General features: G+C 36.3%; 18 protein-coding genes. 4 read left to right on the forward strand and 14 right to left on the reverse strand.

The genetic code is table 11. The features are described 5' to 3' along the window. Window positions 1-16 precede the first annotated feature (16 nt). The 14 genes from wecC to wecB (F2A31_RS15345) all read right to left on the reverse strand — a co-directional run bounded on the left by wecC (window position 17) and on the right by wecB (F2A31_RS15345) (window position 15,772). On the reverse strand, window positions 17-1,276 hold the full coding sequence (wecC, locus tag F2A31_RS15280; protein WP_150027423.1) for a UDP-N-acetyl-D-mannosamine dehydrogenase: 1,260 nt from the start codon (window positions 1,274-1,276) through the stop codon (window positions 17-19). A 32-nt stretch (window positions 1,277-1,308) separates the two neighbouring features. Then, the gene (gene wecB / locus F2A31_RS15285; RefSeq protein ID WP_150027425.1) at window positions 1,309-2,439 is read right to left on the reverse strand and encodes a non-hydrolyzing UDP-N-acetylglucosamine 2-epimerase; all 1,131 of its coding nucleotides are present in this window, start codon (window positions 2,437-2,439) and stop codon (window positions 1,309-1,311) included. A gap of 169 nt (window positions 2,440-2,608) precedes the next feature. After that, the gene (locus tag F2A31_RS15290; RefSeq protein ID WP_171490609.1) at window positions 2,609-3,730 is read right to left on the reverse strand and encodes a glycosyltransferase; all 1,122 of its coding nucleotides are present in this window, start codon (window positions 3,728-3,730) and stop codon (window positions 2,609-2,611) included. Window positions 3,731-3,764: 34 nt separating this feature from the next. Then, entirely contained in the window at window positions 3,765-4,895 is a 1,131-nt protein-coding gene (locus F2A31_RS15295; RefSeq protein ID WP_150027427.1) for a glycosyltransferase, read from the reverse strand. Further along, entirely contained in the window at window positions 4,892-6,136 is a 1,245-nt protein-coding gene (locus F2A31_RS15300; protein ID WP_150027429.1) for a hypothetical protein, read from the reverse strand. The genes F2A31_RS15295 and F2A31_RS15300 overlap by 4 nt, the downstream gene beginning before the upstream one ends. A 57-nt stretch (window positions 6,137-6,193) precedes the next feature. Continuing rightward, on the reverse strand, window positions 6,194-7,519 hold the full coding sequence (locus F2A31_RS15305; protein ID WP_215899258.1) for a polysaccharide deacetylase family protein: 1,326 nt from the start codon (window positions 7,517-7,519) through the stop codon (window positions 6,194-6,196). A 27-nt stretch (window positions 7,520-7,546) separates the two neighbouring features. Next, the gene (locus F2A31_RS15310; protein ID WP_150027431.1) at window positions 7,547-8,536 is read right to left on the reverse strand and encodes a hypothetical protein; all 990 of its coding nucleotides are present in this window, start codon (window positions 8,534-8,536) and stop codon (window positions 7,547-7,549) included. A gap of 15 nt (window positions 8,537-8,551) precedes the next feature. Beyond that, window positions 8,552-9,139 carry a GNAT family N-acetyltransferase gene (locus F2A31_RS15315; RefSeq protein ID WP_150027433.1) on the reverse strand — a complete coding sequence of 196 codons (588 nt, stop codon included), beginning with the start codon at window positions 9,137-9,139 and terminating at the stop codon, window positions 8,552-8,554. Next, the gene (locus F2A31_RS15320) at window positions 9,126-10,490 is read right to left on the reverse strand and encodes a lipopolysaccharide biosynthesis protein (protein ID WP_323842152.1); all 1,365 of its coding nucleotides are present in this window, start codon (window positions 10,488-10,490) and stop codon (window positions 9,126-9,128) included. The genes F2A31_RS15315 and F2A31_RS15320 overlap by 14 nt, the downstream gene beginning before the upstream one ends. 2 nt (window positions 10,491-10,492) lie before the next feature. Further along, the gene (locus F2A31_RS15325; RefSeq protein ID WP_150027437.1) at window positions 10,493-11,575 is read right to left on the reverse strand and encodes a DegT/DnrJ/EryC1/StrS family aminotransferase; all 1,083 of its coding nucleotides are present in this window, start codon (window positions 11,573-11,575) and stop codon (window positions 10,493-10,495) included. 1 nt (window position 11,576) lies between these two features. Beyond that, on the reverse strand, window positions 11,577-12,155 hold the full coding sequence (wbpD, locus tag F2A31_RS15330; RefSeq protein ID WP_150027439.1) for a UDP-2-acetamido-3-amino-2,3-dideoxy-D-glucuronate N-acetyltransferase: 579 nt from the start codon (window positions 12,153-12,155) through the stop codon (window positions 11,577-11,579). Next, on the reverse strand, window positions 12,152-13,102 hold the full coding sequence (locus tag F2A31_RS15335; RefSeq protein ID WP_150027441.1) for a Gfo/Idh/MocA family protein: 951 nt from the start codon (window positions 13,100-13,102) through the stop codon (window positions 12,152-12,154). The genes wbpD and F2A31_RS15335 overlap by 4 nt, the downstream gene beginning before the upstream one ends. A gap of 26 nt (window positions 13,103-13,128) precedes the next feature. Continuing rightward, window positions 13,129-14,427 (reverse strand): Vi polysaccharide biosynthesis UDP-N-acetylglucosamine C-6 dehydrogenase TviB, encoded by a 1,299-nt coding sequence (gene tviB, locus F2A31_RS15340; protein WP_150027443.1) that lies wholly within the window; start codon window positions 14,425-14,427, stop codon window positions 13,129-13,131. Between the two features lie 211 nt (window positions 14,428-14,638). Further along, window positions 14,639-15,772 carry a non-hydrolyzing UDP-N-acetylglucosamine 2-epimerase gene (wecB, locus tag F2A31_RS15345; protein ID WP_150027445.1) on the reverse strand — a complete coding sequence of 378 codons (1,134 nt, stop codon included), beginning with the start codon at window positions 15,770-15,772 and terminating at the stop codon, window positions 14,639-14,641. Window positions 15,773-16,090: 318 nt separating this feature from the next. Here wecB (F2A31_RS15345) and F2A31_RS15350 point away from each other — a divergent pair, with 318 nt between their 5' ends. The 4 genes from F2A31_RS15350 to F2A31_RS15365 all read left to right on the forward strand — a co-directional run bounded on the left by F2A31_RS15350 (window position 16,091) and on the right by F2A31_RS15365 (window position 20,727). Next, on the forward strand, window positions 16,091-17,191 hold the full coding sequence (locus F2A31_RS15350) for a polysaccharide biosynthesis/export family protein (RefSeq protein WP_150027447.1): 1,101 nt from the start codon (window positions 16,091-16,093) through the stop codon (window positions 17,189-17,191). Continuing rightward, window positions 17,191-17,619 carry a low molecular weight protein-tyrosine-phosphatase gene (locus F2A31_RS15355; protein ID WP_150027449.1) on the forward strand — a complete coding sequence of 143 codons (429 nt, stop codon included), beginning with the start codon at window positions 17,191-17,193 and terminating at the stop codon, window positions 17,617-17,619. Before F2A31_RS15350 ends, F2A31_RS15355 begins: the two co-directional genes overlap by 1 nt. A gap of 17 nt (window positions 17,620-17,636) precedes the next feature. Continuing rightward, a complete protein-coding gene (locus tag F2A31_RS15360) occupies window positions 17,637-19,823 on the forward strand; it encodes a polysaccharide biosynthesis tyrosine autokinase (RefSeq protein ID WP_150027450.1) in 2,187 nt (728 codons plus the stop codon). A 196-nt stretch (window positions 19,824-20,019) separates the two neighbouring features. Further along, window positions 20,020-20,727 carry an FKBP-type peptidyl-prolyl cis-trans isomerase gene (locus tag F2A31_RS15365; RefSeq protein ID WP_150027453.1) on the forward strand — a complete coding sequence of 236 codons (708 nt, stop codon included), beginning with the start codon at window positions 20,020-20,022 and terminating at the stop codon, window positions 20,725-20,727. Window positions 20,728-20,755 lie beyond the last annotated feature (28 nt).

The following is a 20,755-nucleotide window of genomic DNA, read 5'->3' on the forward strand; positions in this document are numbered from 1 at the left end:
TACCTAGTTAACTACATCAAAAAGATAAACCCTTAGTATCAACAACATACGAGTCACTAACAAAAAGTGAGGTTTTAAACTCTCTATGGTCAACTAAAATTAAATGGATATCAGCTTTACCCTTTTCTTCTAATTGAGTCAACTGAACATTTAGAGACATATTCGCAGGTAATTCATCAATATTTGGCTCAATCGCTAAAATATTTAATCCCTGTTCTGCTAACTTTTTAGTAATCTCTAGCGCTGGACTTTCACGCAAATCATCAATATCTGGTTTAAAAGCTAAACCATAGCATGCAACAGTTACATCTTTAATTGTCTTAGATGGATTCGCCTGTAAAAACTCAGCAATTTTAATCTTAACCTGATCAATCACCCATTCAGGTTTAGCATCATTGACTTCACGTGCAGTACGAATTAAACGAGCTTGTTCAGGCGTTTTCGCAACGATGAACCAAGGATCAACAGCAATACAGTGCCCGCCGACACCAGGTCCTGGTTGCAAAATATTTACGCGCGGATGTCGATTCGCTAAAGAAATCAACTCCCAAACATTGATATCTAACTTATCACAAATAATCGAAAGCTCATTTGCAAAAGCGATATTCACATCACGGAAAGAATTCTCTGTTAGCTTACACATCTCCGCTGTACGGGCATTTGTTTCAATGCAATCACCTTTTACAAAGGTTTTGTACAAATCACATGCTACCTTTGAGCAACGTGGTGTCATTCCACCAATAATACGATCATTACTGATCAACTCTTGTAAAACCTTACCTGGTAATACACGCTCAGGACAATGAGCAACTAAAATATCTGCCTGCTCACCATGAGTTTGAGGGAAAGTTAGATCTTGGCGAGCTTCACTTAACCACTCCGACATTTGTTCAGTTGCTTCTACAGGTGAAGTGGATTCCAAAATCACTAAGTTACCAGGCTTTAAAAATGGGGCCAAAGCTTTTGATGCAGCTTCAATATATTTTAGATCAGGTTGATAATCATCTTTGAATGGTGTCGGTACAGCAACAATATAAGCATCCGCTTCTGTCGGTGTAATCTGTGCCGACAATTTTCCTTGTGCTACGACATCACGAACCAACGCATCTAGATCAGGCTCAACGATGTGTACTTTTCCTTGGTTAATCATATCAACTGCGTGTTGATTCACATCAACACCTGTTACTTTTACACCATGTGCTGCAAATGTCGCTGCAGTAGGTAAACCAATATAGCCTAGTCCAATTACACAAATATGCTTAAATGAGTTGCTCATATTCAATACTTTTAAAATTAAATGGTTAAAAATTAAATTAAATTCACTTTCAGAAAATCAATAATTTGCTGGCAAGCCGTTCCATCCCCATAAGGATTATGCGCTTCCGCCATGCTGGCGTAGACTGTTGTACTCTCCAATAATTCACTTACGGCACCTTCAATCGCATTCACATCCGTCCCCACGAGACGTACTGTTCCCGCATCAACAGCTTCAGGTCGTTCTGTGGTATCTCGCATTACCAAAACAGGTTTGCCTAAAGAAGGAGCTTCTTCTTGTATACCACCTGAATCAGTTAAGATTAAATAGCTACGATTCATCAAATAAACAAATGGCAGATAATCCTGAGGTGCGATCAGAAAAACATTATCAATATTGGCTAGCAGCTCATTTACAGGTTGCTGTACATTTGGATTTAGATGAACAGGGTAAACGATCTGAATATCTGGATATTTTTTTGCAAGGTTTGCCAAAGCTGTACAAATATTGAGAAAACCTTGCCCAAAGTTCTCACGACGATGCCCCGTGACTAAAATTAATTTTTTACTTTTATCTAAAAAACTAAACTCTTGCTCAAACTTCTGAATAAGGTTCTGTTCTTGCTCCACTTTGATTCTAACTTGTAGTAAAGCATCTATTACTGTATTCCCTGTAACCACTACAGATGTTGGATCAACATTTTCTTTAATCAAATTCTGATAAGAAGATTGCGTCGGCGCAAAGTGATAATTTGCGAGAACGCCTGTAAGCTGACGATTTGCCTCTTCTGGCCAAGGTGAGTAAAGATCCCCTGTTCGTAAGCCTGCTTCTACATGACCAATTTTAATTTTATGATAATAACCCGCTAGTGAGGCTGCAAATGTTGTTGCGGTATCACCATGAACAAGAATCAGATCAGGCGTCCACTCTGCAAAAACCTGTTCGAGGCCTTTCAAAACGCCAGAGGTCACATCAGATAAGGTTTGCCTTGGCTTCATTAAATTAAGATCAAAATCAGGCTTCAAATTAAATAGCTCTAAAACTTGATCTAACATCTGACGATGTTGACCAGTTACACACACTTTGGTTTCAAAATCCTGATTAAAGGCTTTTAATTTTAATACTAAAGGTGCCATTTTAATTGCTTCTGGTCGTGTACCAAACACCAATAAAACCTTTTTCACTCTCTCAACCCTTCAAACGAATCCATTAATAATATCATCATGTGGTTTGTCCCCTTATCTTAAAACCTAAAAACTTACACTATCTGGACTTAAAGTAACTATATTTTGGTCGACAAACCTACATTCCATAAGAACCTATTAGTTTCTTACACTTAAGCTGTAAAAGAATTTAGTTGGTCTTATCCTCATTCAAAATGCTTTCATAAAACTTGAGTAACTTCTGTTCTTCAATAGCCCAATTAAATTCATTTTGTATAGCTCGAAAACCATTCCTTCCCATTTCATCTGCAATAGTCGGATTTTCAATGAGATAGTCTATTGCATCCGCTATCTCCTGTGGACTTTTTGGATCAACACAAAGCCCACACTTATTTTTTATGACAATGTCTTGCCATAATGGAAAATCAGATGCAATAACAGGTATACCAGCACACATATACTCGAAGAGTTTTACAGGCAGTGAATCCAAATAATTGGGGGTAGGGTGTAAAGTAACCATTCCAACCTGTACAGTAGATAGTAATTCTGTTATCTCTTTACGTCCAACAAAGCCTAGAAATTCCGTCCTATCCCATCCAATTAATTTTTTAATATCTACACCTAACTGCGCGTCATAAAACTTTCCAGCTAAAGCTAAACGTGCTTTGTTTTTTGTTAATAAAAGTGCTTCTAAAATTTCTAAAATCCCTCGTTCAACAGAAATACCACCGATGTAGCATACTGTTCCAATTTTACGTCTAGGATTATTTATTGTCTGCAATTCATCAATTCTAGGAAAATTATTGATATTGATAACATTATTATTAATTCGAGAAAATTTTGTCGTTATATATGGCGTCGCCCCAATTATACCACTCAACTTTGAACAATAAATTTTTTCACCAAAAATAGCAAAAAAACCCACAATACGCTTTAAAAACATTGGTAAATATGGCTTTGTTAATACTTGTTTAGGAAAGTCCTCATGTGCATCAAAAATGACTTTTTTTCCAGATTTTTCTAACTTTACTCCAATTGGAATTAGTTCAGGATCATGAATATGATAAACACTAGCATCCAACATCAAAGCTCTTTCATAAATATCTTTAGCTCCTTTATATAGACGATTGAAACGCCCAGAATACTTACCAATATCAATGATATCTATATTATTCTTATTTTCATTGCCTAGACCATCTGCAACTAGTAATGCTAACTTGTAATATTTAGCTAATGAGCTACATTGCTTTACAAAGATCCTTGTATCACCTCTAGAATGAACTGTAGTTAGATGTACAACATCATAAATCATATTATATTTCCTAAAATTTCAAACAGATAACATGTTAGAGGTCTTGATAAATTTCTTCCAAAACTTTCGCTTGCTGATTCCAGTTATAAATTTTAGCTAATTCGTTAGCATTAGCTGTCATTTCTTGTAAACTAGATGAGTCCTGACTCAATTTTTTTAAAGCATGATGAACTTGATCAATATTATTAGCATCCACAGCCATTCCATTACCATTTGATCGAACAAAGCTACTTAACTCAGGTAACTCAGAAACCAGAACTGGTAATCCTGCCATTGTGTATTCAAAGAGCTTATTTGGCAAACAATAGCGATAACTTAAGCAGCAATCTTCAATTAAGCAAATACCTACATCAGCAGCACTTGTATAGCGATAAACAACGTCAGGACTTACTGCATCATGATAATAAATATTCTCTGATGCTTTTTCAGCTTGTCTAATATATGGTACAAGATCACCATACCCCATAAAAATTATACAAATTGGTTCATCACTCATAGATTTAAAAACATCTATTAATGACTCTATTCCACGCCCTTTTTTCAAAGCACCTTGATATAAAAATATCTTTACATTTTCTGATATATCAAAGGTTTCACGATATATATCTGTTTTAGAGACCTTAGAATAATAAGGACAATTTAACAATAAATATGGCTTTTTAACACCATAAACTTTTACATACTCATTAGCAATTGAATCACTAACTACAATAATTACATCAGCAACTTTTATAAATATTTTTTCTATTACATACAAAAACCGCCTTCTTCTTTCAGACTGGTAAGGAACATGGTCAATTTGCCACTCATGTGAATCATAAACAATTCTTAAACTAGGTTTGAAGATTTTCAGAAAAAAACCAACTATTAATCCTTGTAAATCATTAACATGAGCAATTTCATATCGTCTAGATAGTAAAATTGTAAAAAAAATAAATTCAAAAAATTTGAGGAGTTGAATAAATGGATGTTTACCCCATTCTTTTGTTTTTAGTTTTAATCTCTTTACCTTAACACCTTGAATAAGCTCTTCTTCTTGTAATCCATCATCATGATATGCTACTACTGTTGTAGGATATCCTAATTCATTAAGTGTCATTGCTGTTTTCAATACTCTACTATCATTAGTGAAATTATTAAGAACAATATTTAAAACATTTTTCATTTTTTAATCTCACTATTAGCACAAACAAATACGGGGCACAACAAACCTATAACAAACCAAATAACAGGCCAAAACAAAGAAGTAGCAATTACAGCAAAAGCCAAAATAAAAACAAAAACATATCGTTTAAAAACCTGTATATTACTATTACCACTTAAGAAATTAAAACAAAGCACTAAATAAACACCTATTATACCCAAACCTATTATACCGAAATGAGTTAAACAGAAAAACAAGAAACTATGAACATACGTTCCTGCCCCAGTTAATTTTGAGTCAACCTCCAAGTGGCCTATATAGGGTGAATATGAAAAATGAGTGTAAAAGTTATTTTTAAAAATCTGAATACGGCTAGTTAATGACGACTCTTCACCACTACCATAACCAGAAAATCGTAATGCATCAAAATCTATATTTATCACCACATACGAAACAGCAGACAATAGCAAAGCTATAGCTAAGAATTTAAAATATCTAAATTTTTCCTTATCTACCATTTCAACTTTAAAAAAAATACAATAAAATAAAATAATTGATATTATTAAAGGAATAACAAAACCTTTATTAGAACCTATTAATTGCGAGCTCATTACCACAAAAAATAACATAAACAAATACAAAACCAGCGTCACTACACTTAAATAAAGCCCCTTAATACTCTCAAATAAATAATAAACAATAAAACTCCCTATTACAAACAAAATTGTAATAAGATCCCCAGAGCGTTGATAACCTGCATCCAAGTCAGAAATTAGAAGAATATCAACCCGGAGATTAGAGTATATAGACTTAAATATATAATATAAACATAGATTAAAAAAAATTAATAACAAAAATAGAAGCAAATTAATTTGAAAGGATTTTTTCAAATCATATATCTTAAAAAAAAGATTTGAGACTAGACACCCAATCATATAAAAAAGTATTATTCCACCCGATGTTCCTAATGTGTATGCAAAAAAACGACTTAAATCATCATATTGAAAAACAGCTTTAAGAAAAAAATAAAAGATAAAAATCAATAAAAATATAAATTTTTTATAAACACGAAAAGTCCCATTAATAATTTTAAAAGGAAGAAAAAAACCTGCAGAGAGTATAAACAATAATAAAATTGGGATATATGTATTACCACCACCGGAAATTGCCGCGCTTATATTTAAAGTGATAAAAACTGTCAATATAAAAATAGAGAAAAAAAACTGAGACGGGTATAAAAATTTCAAATTAATTGGCTTCATCGCAATGTTTCAATCCTACTTACTATTAAATATATGACTCTAATATGTCCCCAAAAACTATAATTTAAAAAGTTTTTCATAAAACTCTTTTTGCATCAACTTTGTAAAATTTGAGTTATGCCATAAAATAGTGAACCTACCGCCAAATATATAACACTTTCTTTTTAGCTCCTGTACTCTTCTCAAAGATGTTTCATCTAATTTCAACCCCATATAGCTATACAAAGTAACATCCATAAAAATTAAAGGTATGATCTTTATATTAATGATTCTATTTTCAACAGGATCAAATGGCACATATTCAAAACTAGTTCCACATCTAAAGCCTATATGTTCTGCATAACCAAGAGTGCTATCATATACAAGACCAGCAGCCTCCAAGTTTCTTAACGTATCAGGATATTTAAATCTTAGATAATGCATACGACCACCAACATCTTGATTATAATCTGGCAGAACTTCTCGTAGATTTCTTATTTCATTATGAATCATATTCTTGCTTAGATATGTTCCATAACTTGGATGTAACCCTATTTCATGATTTCTATTAGTTATACGCTCAATTAACCTAATAATTGCTGAGTCTGTTATTTTGTAATCAGCATCTAAAATTGTATCCCCTCCACAAATAAAATAAAAACGACTTATAATGTTATTTCTTTCTGAAACATCCATTATCCATTCAAAAGTATTATATGGATCAAAGGGGTGAAGCTCCTCTTTATTCACATATGACCAAAAACTTTTTACAAAAGCCAGCAAATTTTTATCAACTTTTAAATCATAAAGTGCGAACTTAAAAAACTGGCTAAAACTCTTACAGAATAAATAACGAGATGGTCGATCAACATCATGTGTTACCACCATCTCATACTTATGTTCTTTTAATTTAATTTCAGGCCAACTTCTCAAAATTACTTGTCTTAATATATCCAACCATTGATCAACAATTGGAAATTCTAAATAACCATAACGAAAAGCATGACTTTCTTTATAAAAATATCGACCATGATTATCTAATGTTTCTACTCCAATTTCCTCTAAGCGGTTTAAACACCAATAAGCCAGCCCTAAAATATCATAATGGCAGTATGTATTTCCGCCAACAGTCTCAAATACAACACCCTCACCTAAACCTGGACTACTTATCCCACAACCCAATAGATCAATGAAACCCTCTTCATTAGGATCCCATTGTTTACATCCCAGTTTTGAATATCCAAATGTACGAAAACCCTCATTGGGATTATCAAAAACAATAGCAGAAGTTATATTTTCATTGTAAAGATAAAGATTCCCACCTAAGAGGTCAATTTTTAGGTCAATTGAATATCTTTCTCTTAAAAGGCCAATTAACCAACCTATTTGGCTTTGATTAAACATATATAATATAACTCCAAAACCAATCCATCAAAGTTTAACTAATTTTAAATCAATAAATACACCTAAAATAATAGTCTTAATAAAAGGCTTTAGAATGATTTTTTTTGCACCCTTATAACTATATAATACTTTCAATGTATTCAATAAGCCTGTTTTCAATAATCTATTAATATAGATCATTGTATTAATATCTTCTTTTTCTATAGATATATCAAAGAGCATGTCCAAAAACTCTGGATTATTTTTAAATGTAAATAAACAAGAAGCCCAAAACTTAGCATTTACTTCCATGAATACAAAATCTTGGCGTTTATGACAGTATTTATACTCAGCTAGCCCCCATCCATCATACTTATAAGTTTCAACAAATTTTTGGGTTAATTGATCCAATCGACTATCTTCTATTTTTTTTATAATAGTCGCCGAACCTCCTGTTCGAGGATAACTTTCTTCTTCAAAGTGAGAAAAGGAAGTAAGAATTCTGCCGTTCTTAGCCAAGAAAGCTACGCCATAGGTTCCCTTACTATCAATTAGCTCTTGAAATATTAAATTTTCATGAGGAAGATTTTCTACATCAGAAAAACGGTTAGCCTTCCCTCTTAAGCCACCACCTTTTTCATTTTTTTCCTTATAGAACAATGGAAAAGAGCTGCTTTTTAGCTCATTAAACTCTAACATTAATGGAATAGGTAACGATACCTGTCGACAATGATTTAAAAAGTTTACCTTATCAAAAACACCTAGACTTTCTTTTTTCATTTTTATTTTTCCAAGTTGAACATCTCCTTTTCTTAATAATGCTTCTGTAGATGGTGCGCCAGTTGGTACTATGACTCCAAGATCATTAATTTCATCATAAGTTCGCACTGTAATAATATCATCATATACCTCATCGCTCTTTCCTTTCTTTTCATCAAGTAAAAGAACACCGACAACCCTTTTAGAAGAGTTTTCTTTAATGAATCTAGCTATTACAATCGCCTGATCACTAAACGGCTGTAAAATGTAATAAATCATTCTTCTTAAATCTCTTTACCTAGTTGCACGCTTTTCTCCCCAAAGAAAGAAAAAGCTCAGTGTATTGGTCAATATTGAAAAAATATTCCTTCCAAAGAACTTTAGTAAATAATTTTTTTCTATGTAGTTTACACCAGATTTTTTTGTAGATTTAATCGAAGCTTCATTTACAGCCTCTATAACACACCACATCTTTTTATTTTGCTCAGAACAATATTTTTTTTGAGAAGCAAGCAGAATACCCCTAATACCCCTCCCTCTAGCAACCGACTCTACATAGGTAGAACTTTCTCTAGCCTCATTATTGTAAGTTGGTAATGAATCATTCCACTCTGTACTTAAAGGTGTGTGCAAAAAAGAATACCCTAATACTTGATAATTTTCTATATATAGAAACAATCTCCATGTATCCATTCCTTTGCGCTTCTGAATATACGCATTTAATCTCTCTGAAATTACAAAATCGGAAAGAATAGATGTTTGAGTAAGAGATAAATCTATAACATTTGTCAAAGAATTATTCTTTGAAATATTGTTTAAATCATAATAGAAAATATATCTTTTTTTCAGAATGTATTTCTCAATAAAACTATATGACCGCATCTAAGCTCCATTTAATAAAAAATACTACTCCTAAAACAGGAACAAGATATAATATATTTGTTCTCATTATATTAATAAGAGAGACTTTAGCACGAATAAAATAATAAGATATCATTAAGAAATAAACTATTGCGCTTACAACAGCAAAAAGCTGAATCGCACTATCTGCTCCTACTTCCAAACCAATTGCAACAAATAAAGCGCCAAATCTTGCAAAAAAAGTGAGCAGTTGCGAAATCAAAGCCTCTTTTTGAAGCTCTAAAACCACAGTTAAATTTGAAAGTGGAGTCCATTGAAACTGTAAAAAAATCCAAGGTGCTAACCATTGAGCATACTCACCAGCCTTATACCATTGCTCTCCAAGCACAAATGCAAAAAGTTCAGGCCCAAAAACAATAAGAATAGCCGTGGGTAGGCACCCCAGTTGGACTAGTTTTTTATTAAACTGTAAAACAAGTGTATTTAAACGCCCTTCGCGATTTGCTTTTGGTGCTTCTGATAAGAACACACTTCCTATTGCCTGACCAATCAAACTTATAGGCAAAGAAACTAACTTCAATGTTAATGCATACAAGCCTGCAACAGTTGCACCAAATAAACTTAAAAAAACCAAAGGTGCGAGCTGTAAACTTGCGGTATTAAATAATCCAGTCCACGTAGAGTAAATTGGAAAACTTTTATAGCGTTTTGCAACAGCTTTGATCTGAACAAACTGAACCTTGCGAAACTCTTTGGTATTCCTAATGGCTTGTAGAGATAGCTTTAAACTACCAGCACCTTGACCAACAGCCTGCCCAAGCAACAAACCCAGAGCTGATAACTTAAAAGTACTTAATTGAATCAGCAATGTCACTATCGACTGTATTACTCTCGTACTGGCAATCGCTTTATATTGCTTTTGCCTTACACACCATGCATTACAAATCTGATACAATCCAATAAAAAAAATAGAGAATGGTAATAACCATAGATAAGAAGCAAGTTGTGGAGCATTTAGTAAACTTGCAATAGGCTTCGACAACAAAATAGTAGAAACACTTGCAATGAACGTTGTAAATAATAAGCATAAAAAAGCTAAAACTGTTATAGCAACTGTATCTTCTATCTTCTCAGGTAAATGAATCGCCAACTCATAGCGCCCATTTGCCACCACAGTAAAAAAAGCAAGTAAAGCAACAAAAGCTGCCAATATGCCAAAATCACTAGGGCTATATAGTCGAGTAAGAAATGGCGTTGCAGCAATTAGTAATAATTGCGCCCCAGCCGTTCCACCAACCAGCAATCCAACCGACTTTAACAAGCCTCCTTGAGCATTTAGTTTTCGATTCACTTTTTCAAGAAGGCTGTTCACGATTAATGTCCAAAAGCAGCAACGATCTTTAATTGATCTTCAAAAGACAAATACGGATGCATAGGCAAGCTCATAACTCTTTCCGCAATTGCATCACCCACAGGTAACACCACACTTGCATCTGCTACTGCAGGTTGCTTATTCAAAGGAATCGGATAATGTACAGCCGTTGGAATCCCTTGAGCTTTTAGTTTTTCCTGAACATCTGCACGATTGTCGACCTGAATCGTATACTGTGCCCATGCACTGGTATTATCTGGCTCAAGATATGGCGTTGTCTGGATACCCGCCTGATTAAATAACTGGTTATAAACTTCAGCTACTTTTTGACGTGCCTGCATTTCATCATACAAAATTTCTAGTTTTGGTAACAAAATAGCAGCCTGAATGGTATCTAAGCGACTATTCACACCCACACGGATATGGTGGTAACGCTTATCCTGTCCATGACGTGCAATCTGGCGAATCACTTTAGCCAACTCATCATCGCTGGTAAAAATAGCCCCACCATCACCATAGCAGCCCAGTGGCTTACTTGGAAAAAAGCTGGTACAAGCAACCGTACTTAAATTACAGCTTTTACGACCTTTGTAAGTGGCGCCAAAGCTTTGTGCCGCATCTTCGATTACCGGAATACCATACTTTGCAGCAATCGCGTTGATTGCATCAAAGTCAGCACACTGGCCATATAAGCTCACCGGAATAATGGCTTTTGTGCGAGGAGTAATAGCTGCTTCTAGTTTTTCCGCATCCAGATTATAGGTTTTAGGGTTGACATCCACGTAGACTGGCTTCGCACCTAATAAAGCCACTGTTTCCGCTGTCGCAATATAAGTGAAGCCTGGTGTGATCACCTCATCACCTGAGCCTATACTAAATGCCATTTGTGCAATTTGTAAGGCATCGGTTCCATTGGCGCAGGTAATACAGTACTTTGTACCAACATATGCAGCTAACTTTTCTTCCAGTTCAGTCACTTCTGGACCTAGAATGTATTGACCATGCGTCAATACCTTTTGAATACCTGCATCAATTTTATCTTTAATTCGATGTTGCTGTGCTTTTAAATCAATAAAGTCAATCATATTAACCTTGCTTTGTTAGTGTCGTTCCATCGAGTTGATAAACTACGCCTGTATGAGAACAGATAGCCTGAGCTTGTCCCTGCAAAGGTAAATCAAGCTGTTCACCAAACTCACTCATCCAGCCGATTTGTTTCGCAGGTACACCCACCATCAGTGCATAAGCCGGGACATCTTTGTTCACTACCGCACCCGCCCCAACAAAAGCATATGCGCCGATCGTCACGCCACAGACAATGGTACAGTTTGCCCCTAATGTGGCACCCTTTTTCACCAGCGTGTCACGATATTGATCTTTACGCTCAATGAGGGAACGTGGGTTATAAACATTTGTAAATACCATGCTTGGGCCACAAAAAACCCCTTCTTCCAAAGTAACGTTATCGTAAACCGATACATTATTTTGGACTTTACAATGGTCACCAATTACTACTCGGTTGCCAACAAATACGTTTTGGCCTAAAGAAACGCCTTTACCAATTTTTGCTCCGCCACAGACGTGAACAAAATGCCAAACACGCGAATCTTCACCAATTTGTGCACCATTATCGACTATGGCAGTTTCGTGTTGATAAAAGCTCATGCTTTTTTCACCTTCGCCAATAATGGATGCGGATTTGCAGGATTTTCTACAACTGGAGAAACACGAATTACTTCCACTGTTTCAATTGCCGCTCGGTTTTCTTCAACACCGTAACCTTTACCTTCTAATACACGTTGATAACTTTGTGTATGTAAATCGGTAAAGCCACCTGAAAACTCTAATTCTTCGTTTTCAATGGTAATACTACGATATGTTAATTTTTCACCTTGCACAGCATTTTCTGGAAGATTGTTAGCATCGATTGACAAGAACCAGCGCACACGTGCGCGTTCATACTCTAAATAACCAGAAGCTGTTTTTTCATCGCGATAATGCACTTCATTTTTTACAATATTGCCAAAAATAAAATGCAACATATCATAGAAATGTACACCAATATTTGTCGCCACCCCCCCAGATTTATTATCCACCCCTTTCCAAGATTTCAAATACCATTTACCACGTGAAGTGAGATAAGTAAGGTCAACATCAAATACTTTATCAGCAGGTGCAGCCTGTACTTTATCGCGCAAGGCAATAATAGACGGATGTAAACGTAACTGTAAAATTGAGTTTACCTTGGCACCATATTGTTTTTCATATTCAGAGAGCATGTTCAAATCTTCTGAATTCAGTACCAATGGTTTTTCACAAATTACTTCAATACCGTTTTTCAACGCATATTTCATGTGAGGGGCATGTAGGTAGTTAGGTGAACAGATGGCAACATAGTCCAGCTTTTCACCTTTTAATTTTTGGTCTTCTACGTAAGCTTCGAACTCTTCAAATTCGGTAAAGAATTCTGCTTCAGGGAAGTGACTGTCCATAATCCCGACAGAATCATTTACATCCATGGCTACAGCTAAAGTATTACCTGTTTCTTTGATCGCTTTCAGATGGCGGGGTGCGATATATCCAGCCGCACCGATAAGAGCAAATTTTTTCATCGTTTCACTTCTTTTCAATTTTTAAATTATAAACGGAAGACTGTAAAACCTTGTTCAGTCATGCTTATACGGTCAAATAACCCTTTGACATCAGCAAGAACAGGTTGATTACTGCGCACATAACTTTTTAGCTCAGCTGCTGACAAATTACGGAACTCGTTATGTCCCACCGCAACAACCAATGCATCGACTTTATGCTCTGCATTGACCTGACCTAATTGTATTCCATATTCATGCTTCACTTCGTCAATATCTGCCCACGGATCTGCAACAACCACTTGAGCGCCCCAGGCTTCGAATTCTTTAATTAAATCTGCAACTTTACTGTTACGGATATCTGGACAGTTTTCCTTAAAAGTAACACCAAGTACCCCCACCTTTGCGCGAGGTACATCAATGCCATTTTGTAGCATACGCTTAATGGTATTACGCGCTACGTAGCGTGCCATATTGTCATTAATACGACGACCCGCCAGAATAACCTGTGGATGGTAGCCCACTTCTTCAGCTTTATGGGTTAAATAGTATGGATCGACACCAATACAATGCCCTCCCACCAGACCTGGACGGAATGGCAAGAAGTTCCACTTACTGCCAGCGGCTTCAAGTACATCTATAGTATCAATACCCAAACGATCAAAAATTACCGAAAGTTCATTTACCAAGGCAATGTTTAAGTCACGTTGTGTGTTTTCGATGACCTTGGCTGCTTCTGCAACTTTAATACTTGACGCTTTATGGGTCCCGGCAGTGATAATACTTGCATAAACCTGATCAACAAAATCTGCAACTTCAGGTGTACTACCACTGGTAATTTTCTTAATCTTGGTTAGCGTGTTCACTTTATCGCCGGGATTAATCCGTTCTGGACTATAACCTGCAAAGAAATCCTGATTAAATTTCAGACCAGATACTTGCTCGAGTACTGGAATACAAACTTCTTCCGTTGCGCCTGGGTATACTGTCGACTCATAAACAACAATATCACCTTTTTTAATTACTTTACCGAGTGTTTCACTCGCTTTTCTTAAAGGTGTTAAGTCTGGGCGGTTTACCTCATCAACAGGCGTAGGAACAGTGACAATGAAAAAATTGCATTCTTTTAAATCATCTAAATTTGCTGTATAGCTCAAATGAGAGGCTTTCTTTAATTCTTCTGACGAAACCTCTAATGTATGGTCTTGTCCACTTTTAAGCTCATCTACACGTTTTTGATGAATGTCAAATCCAACAACCGAGACCTTCTTACCAAATTCAACCGCTAGCGGTAAACCGACATACCCTAAACCAATAATTGCTATTTTTAACTCGGCAAGTGTTAGCATAAATAAAGCCTTATCCCTTACAATTTTTATCTGTAGATACTGCATAGAACAGCAATGAAATAATTGGGCGTACTATATAGGAGTTTTTTTATAGCCTCTACATTTCAATTGTATGAATGTGTTTACATGGTTTCAGAACCCATACACTACTATCCATCATATCGTGAACCTCATCACAATATTATAAATTAAATGATATATTTTATAGTGTTCAAACCAATTTACTTCTCATAAAGTCAACGATTGTCTGACAAGCCGTTCCATCCCCATAAGGATTATGCGCTTCCGCCATGCTGGCGTAGACTGTTGTACTCTCCAATAATTCACTTACGGCACCTTCAATCGCATTCACATCCGTCCCCACGAGACGTACTGTTCCCGCATCAACAGCTTCAGGTCGTTCTGTGGTATCTCGCATTACCAAAACAGGTTTGCCTAAAGAAGGAGCTTCTTCTTGTATACCACCTGAATCAGTTAAGATTAAATAGCTACGATTCATCAAATAAACAAATGGCAGATAATCCTGAGGTGCGATCAGAAAAACATTATCAATATTGGCTAGCAGCTCATTTACAGGTTGCTGTACATTTGGATTTAGATGAACAGGGTAAACGATCTGAATATCTGGATATTTTTTTGCAAGGTTTGCCAAAGCTGTACAAATATTGAGAAAACCTTGCCCAAAGTTCTCACGACGATGCCCCGTGACTAAAATTAATTTTTTACTTTTATCTAAAAAACTAAACTCTTGCTCAAACTTCTGAATAAGGTTCTGTTCTTGCTCCACTTTGATTCTAACTTGTAGTAAAGCATCTATTACTGTATTCCCTGTAACCACTACAGATGTTGGATCAACATTTTCTTTAATCAAATTCTGATAAGAAGATTGCGTCGGCGCAAAGTGATAATTTGCGAGAACGCCTGTAAGCTGACGATTTGCCTCTTCTGGCCAAGGTGAGTAAAGATCCCCTGTTCGTAAGCCTGCTTCTACATGACCAATTTTAATTTTATGATAATAACCCGCTAGTGAGGCTGCAAATGTTGTTGCGGTATCACCATGAACAAGAATCAGATCAGGCGTCCACTCTGCAAAAACCTGTTCGAGGCCTTTCAAAACGCCAGAGGTCACATCAGATAAGGTTTGCCTTGGCTTCATTAAATTAAGATCAAAATCAGGCTTCAAATTAAATAGCTCTAAAACTTGATCTAACATCTGACGATGTTGACCAGTTACACACACTTTGGTTTCAAAATCCTGATTAAAGGCTTTTAATTTTAATACTAAAGGTGCCATTTTAATTGCTTCTGGTCGTGTACCAAATATCAGTAAAATTCTTTTTTCCATGTTCAGATCAACTCTTATTACATTTATATAAAATCAGCATACTACACATGACGTTAACTAAAATGGCTCAAAATAATTTCATTAAATGAATGATACAATTACAACCACAAGGCTTTGTTTTCCTCAACAACACCAATACGATGGGAATACATTTGTCTATAAGAAAATATTTTTGTAGTAATACTAAACATACAAAGCCCCTATATTTCTCAATGCTTTTTTGCAATTTTTCAGCTAGAATTGGACAAATTCTGGACCTCAAAACAGTACGTTTTAGGTGGTTGAGATTCATTAGATATTAATAATCAAGGGTCGTGTGTGAAGTATTATCAGCTTTTTTCTATTCTCGCAGTGAGTGTCGCTGCAACTAGTTGTGCTGTTACCCCAGGCTTACAAACTTATGACATCCCAACTGAAGGGGTGTATACTACCGATCTTGGAACAACCGTCAATGTCATTAAGATAGATCAGGAAAACTTAGCTGCTGTACAACCTGCACAAGTAGATTACCAACATCATTACAATGCTTTATTTCAAAAACAACAAGTCAACTATCGTTTAAGTGCAGGAGATATTCTTTCAATTCAGCTTTGGGCCTATCCAGAAATTACCCCGCCAACGACTACCATTAACAATCAACAAGCTGTTCAGGCTTCAGGTTACCCGATTGATGCAAGTGGTTATATTCAGCTTCCTTTGGTTGGTCGTTATAAGGCTGCTGGAAAAAGTTTGGCACAACTGAATAATGAATTACGTAGCCAATTCGCCCGTTATTTAAAGAATCCTGATGTTATCGTGCGTGTCTTATCTTATCAGGGCCAACGTTATTCAGTACAAGGCAGCGTGCTTCGAGGTGGTCAATTCTATTTAAATGACCAACCAACCAGTATTTATACTGCGCTCGGTATGGCAGGCGGTATTAATGACAAAGGCGCAAATACTTATATTCAACTGATCCGCAATGGTCAAACTTACGATCTGAATACAATTGAGCTTGAAAAGTCAGGCTACTCACTACATAAACTTTTAGTACAACCGAATGATACGATTTATGTGAGCACGAGAGAAAACCAAAAGATTTATGTCATGGGTGAGTCTGGTAAGAACCAAGCCTTACCAATGCGTGATCAAGGCATGACATTAAGTGATGCTTTAGGGGAAAGCTTAGGAATCAACCCACTGTCAGGTAGTGCTAGTCGTATTTATGTACTGAGAACCAATCCAAATGATCGCAGCACTGCGCTGTACCATATGAATTTGATGAGTTTAGGTGACTTTGGGCTCGCTAATCAATTTAAACTGCGTAGTAATGATATCATCTATGTCGATGCTACTGGTTTAACGCGTTGGCAGCGTGTGGTCAACCAAATTATTCCGTTCTCAAGTGCTTTGTATAATATTGACCGTTTGGGGAATTGATGCAGATTAAAAATATCTTGGTGATCTGTGTAGGAAATATCTGCCGCAGTCCAATGGCAGAATATTTCTTAAAACAAGCCTACCCCCAACTCCATATAGAATCAGCTGGTATTTCAGGCTTAACCGGCCAGCCAGCAGATGAAAAAGCCTTGCATTGTATGCAAGCACTTGATATCGATATGAGTGCGCATATTGCAAAAAAGCTAAAAGCGGAGCATCTAAAAAATGCAGACTTGGTTTTGGTGATGAGTCAAAATCAACAAAAACATATTGAACAAACATGGCCATTTGCTAAAGGCAAAGTCTTTCGCCTAGGACACTGGCAAAATAAAAATGTGACCGATCCCTATCAACATGATCAAGCTTTTTTTGATAGTACATGCCAGCTGATTCAGCAATGTGTAGCTGATTGGAAAAAATATATTTAACTTTTAGATTTAAGATTATGAGCCAAAATACCAATACCGAAGATACAATCGACTTAAAGGAACTTTTCTTTGCGCTACTGGCACAATGGAAGCTCATCGCATTATGCATCATGCTGAGTCTTGTGTGTGCATTACTTTATCTTCGTACCACACCCAACACATATTCCGTAGATGCACTTGTACAAGTTGAAAGTAATAAAGGTGCATCTGCTGCTTTGCTAGGAGATTTATCACGAGTCATCGACCAAAAATCCCCTGCACAAGCTGAAATCGAAATTTTAAAATCACGTTTAGTTCTTGGTTCAGTGGTTCAAGCATTAAATCTTGATGTGAGTATATCCACCCCAAATAATACTTTTACTCAACGCTTGCTCGGGAAATCCAATTATTCTACTGAATATGGTTCTAAGGCAGTCATCTTTCGAGATGATCAGAAATCATTTGAAATTCGCCAGTTCGAAGTACCTCAAGAATTTTTAGATAAAACTCTCAACCTAAATATCAAAGCGGATCAATTCCAATTAGTTGATATCCAAACAGATGAAATACTTTTGTCTGCACCTTTAAATCAAACCAACCAAATTTCAAACCGTTATGGGGAATGGAAGCTTAGTATTTTCTCAAAACATCAATTAGAAGCTGACTACCTAATTCGTAAGCGCTCTTTGCCTGCTGCCGTTCGGGCAATTACTGCAAATTATTCTGTGGCAGAAAAGGGTAAATTGACTGGGATCCTAGGACTAAACTATCAAGGTGAAAACAAACAGCACATCACCAAAGTCCTGAATGCAATCTTGTCTGCTTATAGCGCGCAAAATGTCGCACGCAAATCCGCTGAAACGGCTCAAACGCTCAAGTTTTTGGATGAGCAATTACCAGAGTTAAAACAACAACTCGATAAGGCAGAACGTGAGTTCAATAAGTTCCGTCAACAATATAATACAGTAGATGTTACCAAAGAATCGGAGTTATATCTCACTCAAAGCATTACATTAGAAACGAAAAAAATTGAACTTGAACAGAAGCGTGCTGATATTGCAGCCAAATATACCGCAGAACATCCTGCAATGCGCGAGATTAATGCACAAATTACCGCACTAAATAAACAGATCGCAGATCTCAATAGCACCCTGAAACAATTGCCTGATCTGCAAAGACAATATTTGCAACTTTATCGTGAAGTTGAAGTCAACACCCAATTATACACAGCACTATTAAACTCTTACCAACAGCTTCGTATTGCCAAAGCAGGTGAAATTGGTAATGTTCGTATTGTAGATACTGCTGTATCCCCAGTAGAACCAATAAAACCTAGAAAACTTTTAATTGTCATACTAGCTGTGCTCCTTGGTGGTTTCCTTGGGACTTTGATTGCTTTATTACGTAATATGTTACGTACAGGGATTAAAGACTCATCTCAGATTGAACAAGAGCTTGATCTACCTGTCTATGCCACAGTACCACGCTCCCCAGTTCAAGAAACTCGTATGAGTATTTTGAAGAAGAAAAAGAGCATTCCTATTCTTGCTGTTAAAAACAATGATGATATCGCTGTTGAAAGCTTACGGAGTATTCGTACCGCCATTCACTTTGCACTGAGCAATGCTAAAAACAATATTGTGATGATCGCTGGTCCTGCACCAGAGGTCGGTAAATCATTTATCTCAACTAATCTTGCAACGATCTTTGCTCAAAGCAATAAGAAGGTATTGTTGATTGATGCCGACCTACGTCGAGGGTATTTGCATAAATACTTTAGTAAAGATGTGAAACCAGGGCTTGCTGAATTACTGACTGGTCAAGCTGAACTAAGCCAAGTAATTCATGAGACGGAAGTTTCTGGCTTGAGTATTATGACTCGTGGCAAAAATCCAGCCAACCCATCTGAAATTCTAAGCTCTGAACAATTTGAAACATTGCTTGAAACTCTCAGCCCTCAATATGACCATATCATCATTGATACACCACCGATTTTGGCAGTAACAGATGGTATTATCATTTCACAATACGTTGGCGTTACTTTATTAGTGGCTCGTTATGCGAAATCACAAATGAAAGAACTTGAACTCAGTTTAAATCGTTTTGATCAAGCTGGTGTAAAAGTAAATGGATTCATCTTGAATGATATTCAACGGGCCAGCGGTGGTTATGGCTATGGTTATAATTATGCTTATGCCTATAAAGCAAATAACAAAGATGACTAAACTCACTTTGTTTACATGATGATAAGGCCAGATCTATGATCTGGCCTTATTTCAAAAGAAAACAATGACATCTTTTAAAAAACATAAAGCCTATAAAAAATACACGCATTTTTCTGATCAGTTATTCAATGCGAAAGCAGAGACATGCTAAGATCAATGCCATATTTTTTATCAAAATCTCAATTTTGGACATCTCATGAGTAAAGCGTTACCTGTTATTGTCGCAGCCATTTTAGGCGGTGCAGCCCTTGTTCCAATTTATTATGCCACTCAACATCCTACGACTGAGCTTGGAAGTAAAGCTGATAAAAATGCAGCCCCAGTTGCTAAAATTAGCTATGCCTTAGGTTATGAAGTTGCAAAACAGACTCCTCCAGAGCTAGAGACAAGCGCATTTATCACAGGTTTTCGTGACGGGCATGCAGATAAACCTGCTGCTTATACTGAGGAAGAGTTACAAGCGGCTTATGTAGAGTTCCAACAAAAAATGCAACAAAAGCAAATCGAAGAGTCTCAAAAAGCCGAAGCAACCAGCAATACCTTCTTAACAGAAAATGCCAAGAAAGAAGGTGTTAAAACCACAACTTCTGGTTTGCAATATAAAGTTACGAAAGAAGGCACAGGTAAACAGCCAACCGAGACTTCTGTAGTTAAAGTACATTACAAAGGTCGACTGACCGATGGTAAAGTATTTGACAGTTCTTATGATCGTGGTGAGCCAGTCGAGTTCCCACTCAATCAAGTGATTCCTGGCTGGACTGAAGGCTTACAACTGATGAAAGAAGGCGGTAAGGTAACTTTCTATATTCCTGCAAACTTAGGATATGGTGCTCAAGGTGTTCCTGGTTCCATTCCACCGAATAGTACTTTGATTTTTGATGTCGAATTAATCTCAGTCAAATAAGAGAGTAAGGAGAGCATGTGCTCTCCTT

Source organism: Acinetobacter suaedae (genome assembly GCF_008630915.1).
In the GTDB taxonomy this organism is placed as follows: domain Bacteria; phylum Pseudomonadota; class Gammaproteobacteria; order Pseudomonadales; family Moraxellaceae; genus Acinetobacter; species Acinetobacter suaedae.

Bases quoted from the DNA above. Each gene is read 5' to 3' on its own strand.
- F2A31_RS15325 (WP_150027437.1), bottom strand. From the start codon at position 11,575: ATGATTGACTTTATTGATTTAAAAGCACAGCAACATCGAATTAAAGAT.
- F2A31_RS15295 (WP_150027427.1), bottom strand. From the start codon at position 4,895: ATGAAAAATGTTTTAAATATTGTTCTTAATAATTTCACTAATGATAGT.
- F2A31_RS15355 (WP_150027449.1), top strand. From the start codon at position 17,191: ATGCAGATTAAAAATATCTTGGTGATCTGTGTAGGAAATATCTGCCGC.
- F2A31_RS15290 (WP_171490609.1), bottom strand. From the start codon at position 3,730: ATGATTTATGATGTTGTACATCTAACTACAGTTCATTCTAGAGGTGAT.
- F2A31_RS15360 (WP_150027450.1), top strand. From the start codon at position 17,637: ATGAGCCAAAATACCAATACCGAAGATACAATCGACTTAAAGGAACTT.
- F2A31_RS15365 (WP_150027453.1), top strand. From the start codon at position 20,020: ATGAGTAAAGCGTTACCTGTTATTGTCGCAGCCATTTTAGGCGGTGCA.
- F2A31_RS15300 (WP_150027429.1), bottom strand. From the start codon at position 6,136: ATGAAGCCAATTAATTTGAAATTTTTATACCCGTCTCAGTTTTTTTTC.
- wecB (WP_150027445.1), bottom strand. From the start codon at position 15,772: ATGGAAAAAAGAATTTTACTGATATTTGGTACACGACCAGAAGCAATT.
- wecC (WP_150027423.1), bottom strand. From the start codon at position 1,276: ATGAGCAACTCATTTAAGCATATTTGTGTAATTGGACTAGGCTATATT.
- tviB (WP_150027443.1), bottom strand. From the start codon at position 14,427: ATGCTAACACTTGCCGAGTTAAAAATAGCAATTATTGGTTTAGGGTAT.
- F2A31_RS15305 (WP_215899258.1), bottom strand. From the start codon at position 7,519: ATGTTTAATCAAAGCCAAATAGGTTGGTTAATTGGCCTTTTAAGAGAA.
- wbpD (WP_150027439.1), bottom strand. From the start codon at position 12,155: ATGAGCTTTTATCAACACGAAACTGCCATAGTCGATAATGGTGCACAA.
- F2A31_RS15315 (WP_150027433.1), bottom strand. From the start codon at position 9,139: ATGCGGTCATATAGTTTTATTGAGAAATACATTCTGAAAAAAAGATAT.
- F2A31_RS15335 (WP_150027441.1), bottom strand. From the start codon at position 13,102: ATGAAAAAATTTGCTCTTATCGGTGCGGCTGGATATATCGCACCCCGC.
- F2A31_RS15310 (WP_150027431.1), bottom strand. From the start codon at position 8,536: ATGATTTATTACATTTTACAGCCGTTTAGTGATCAGGCGATTGTAATA.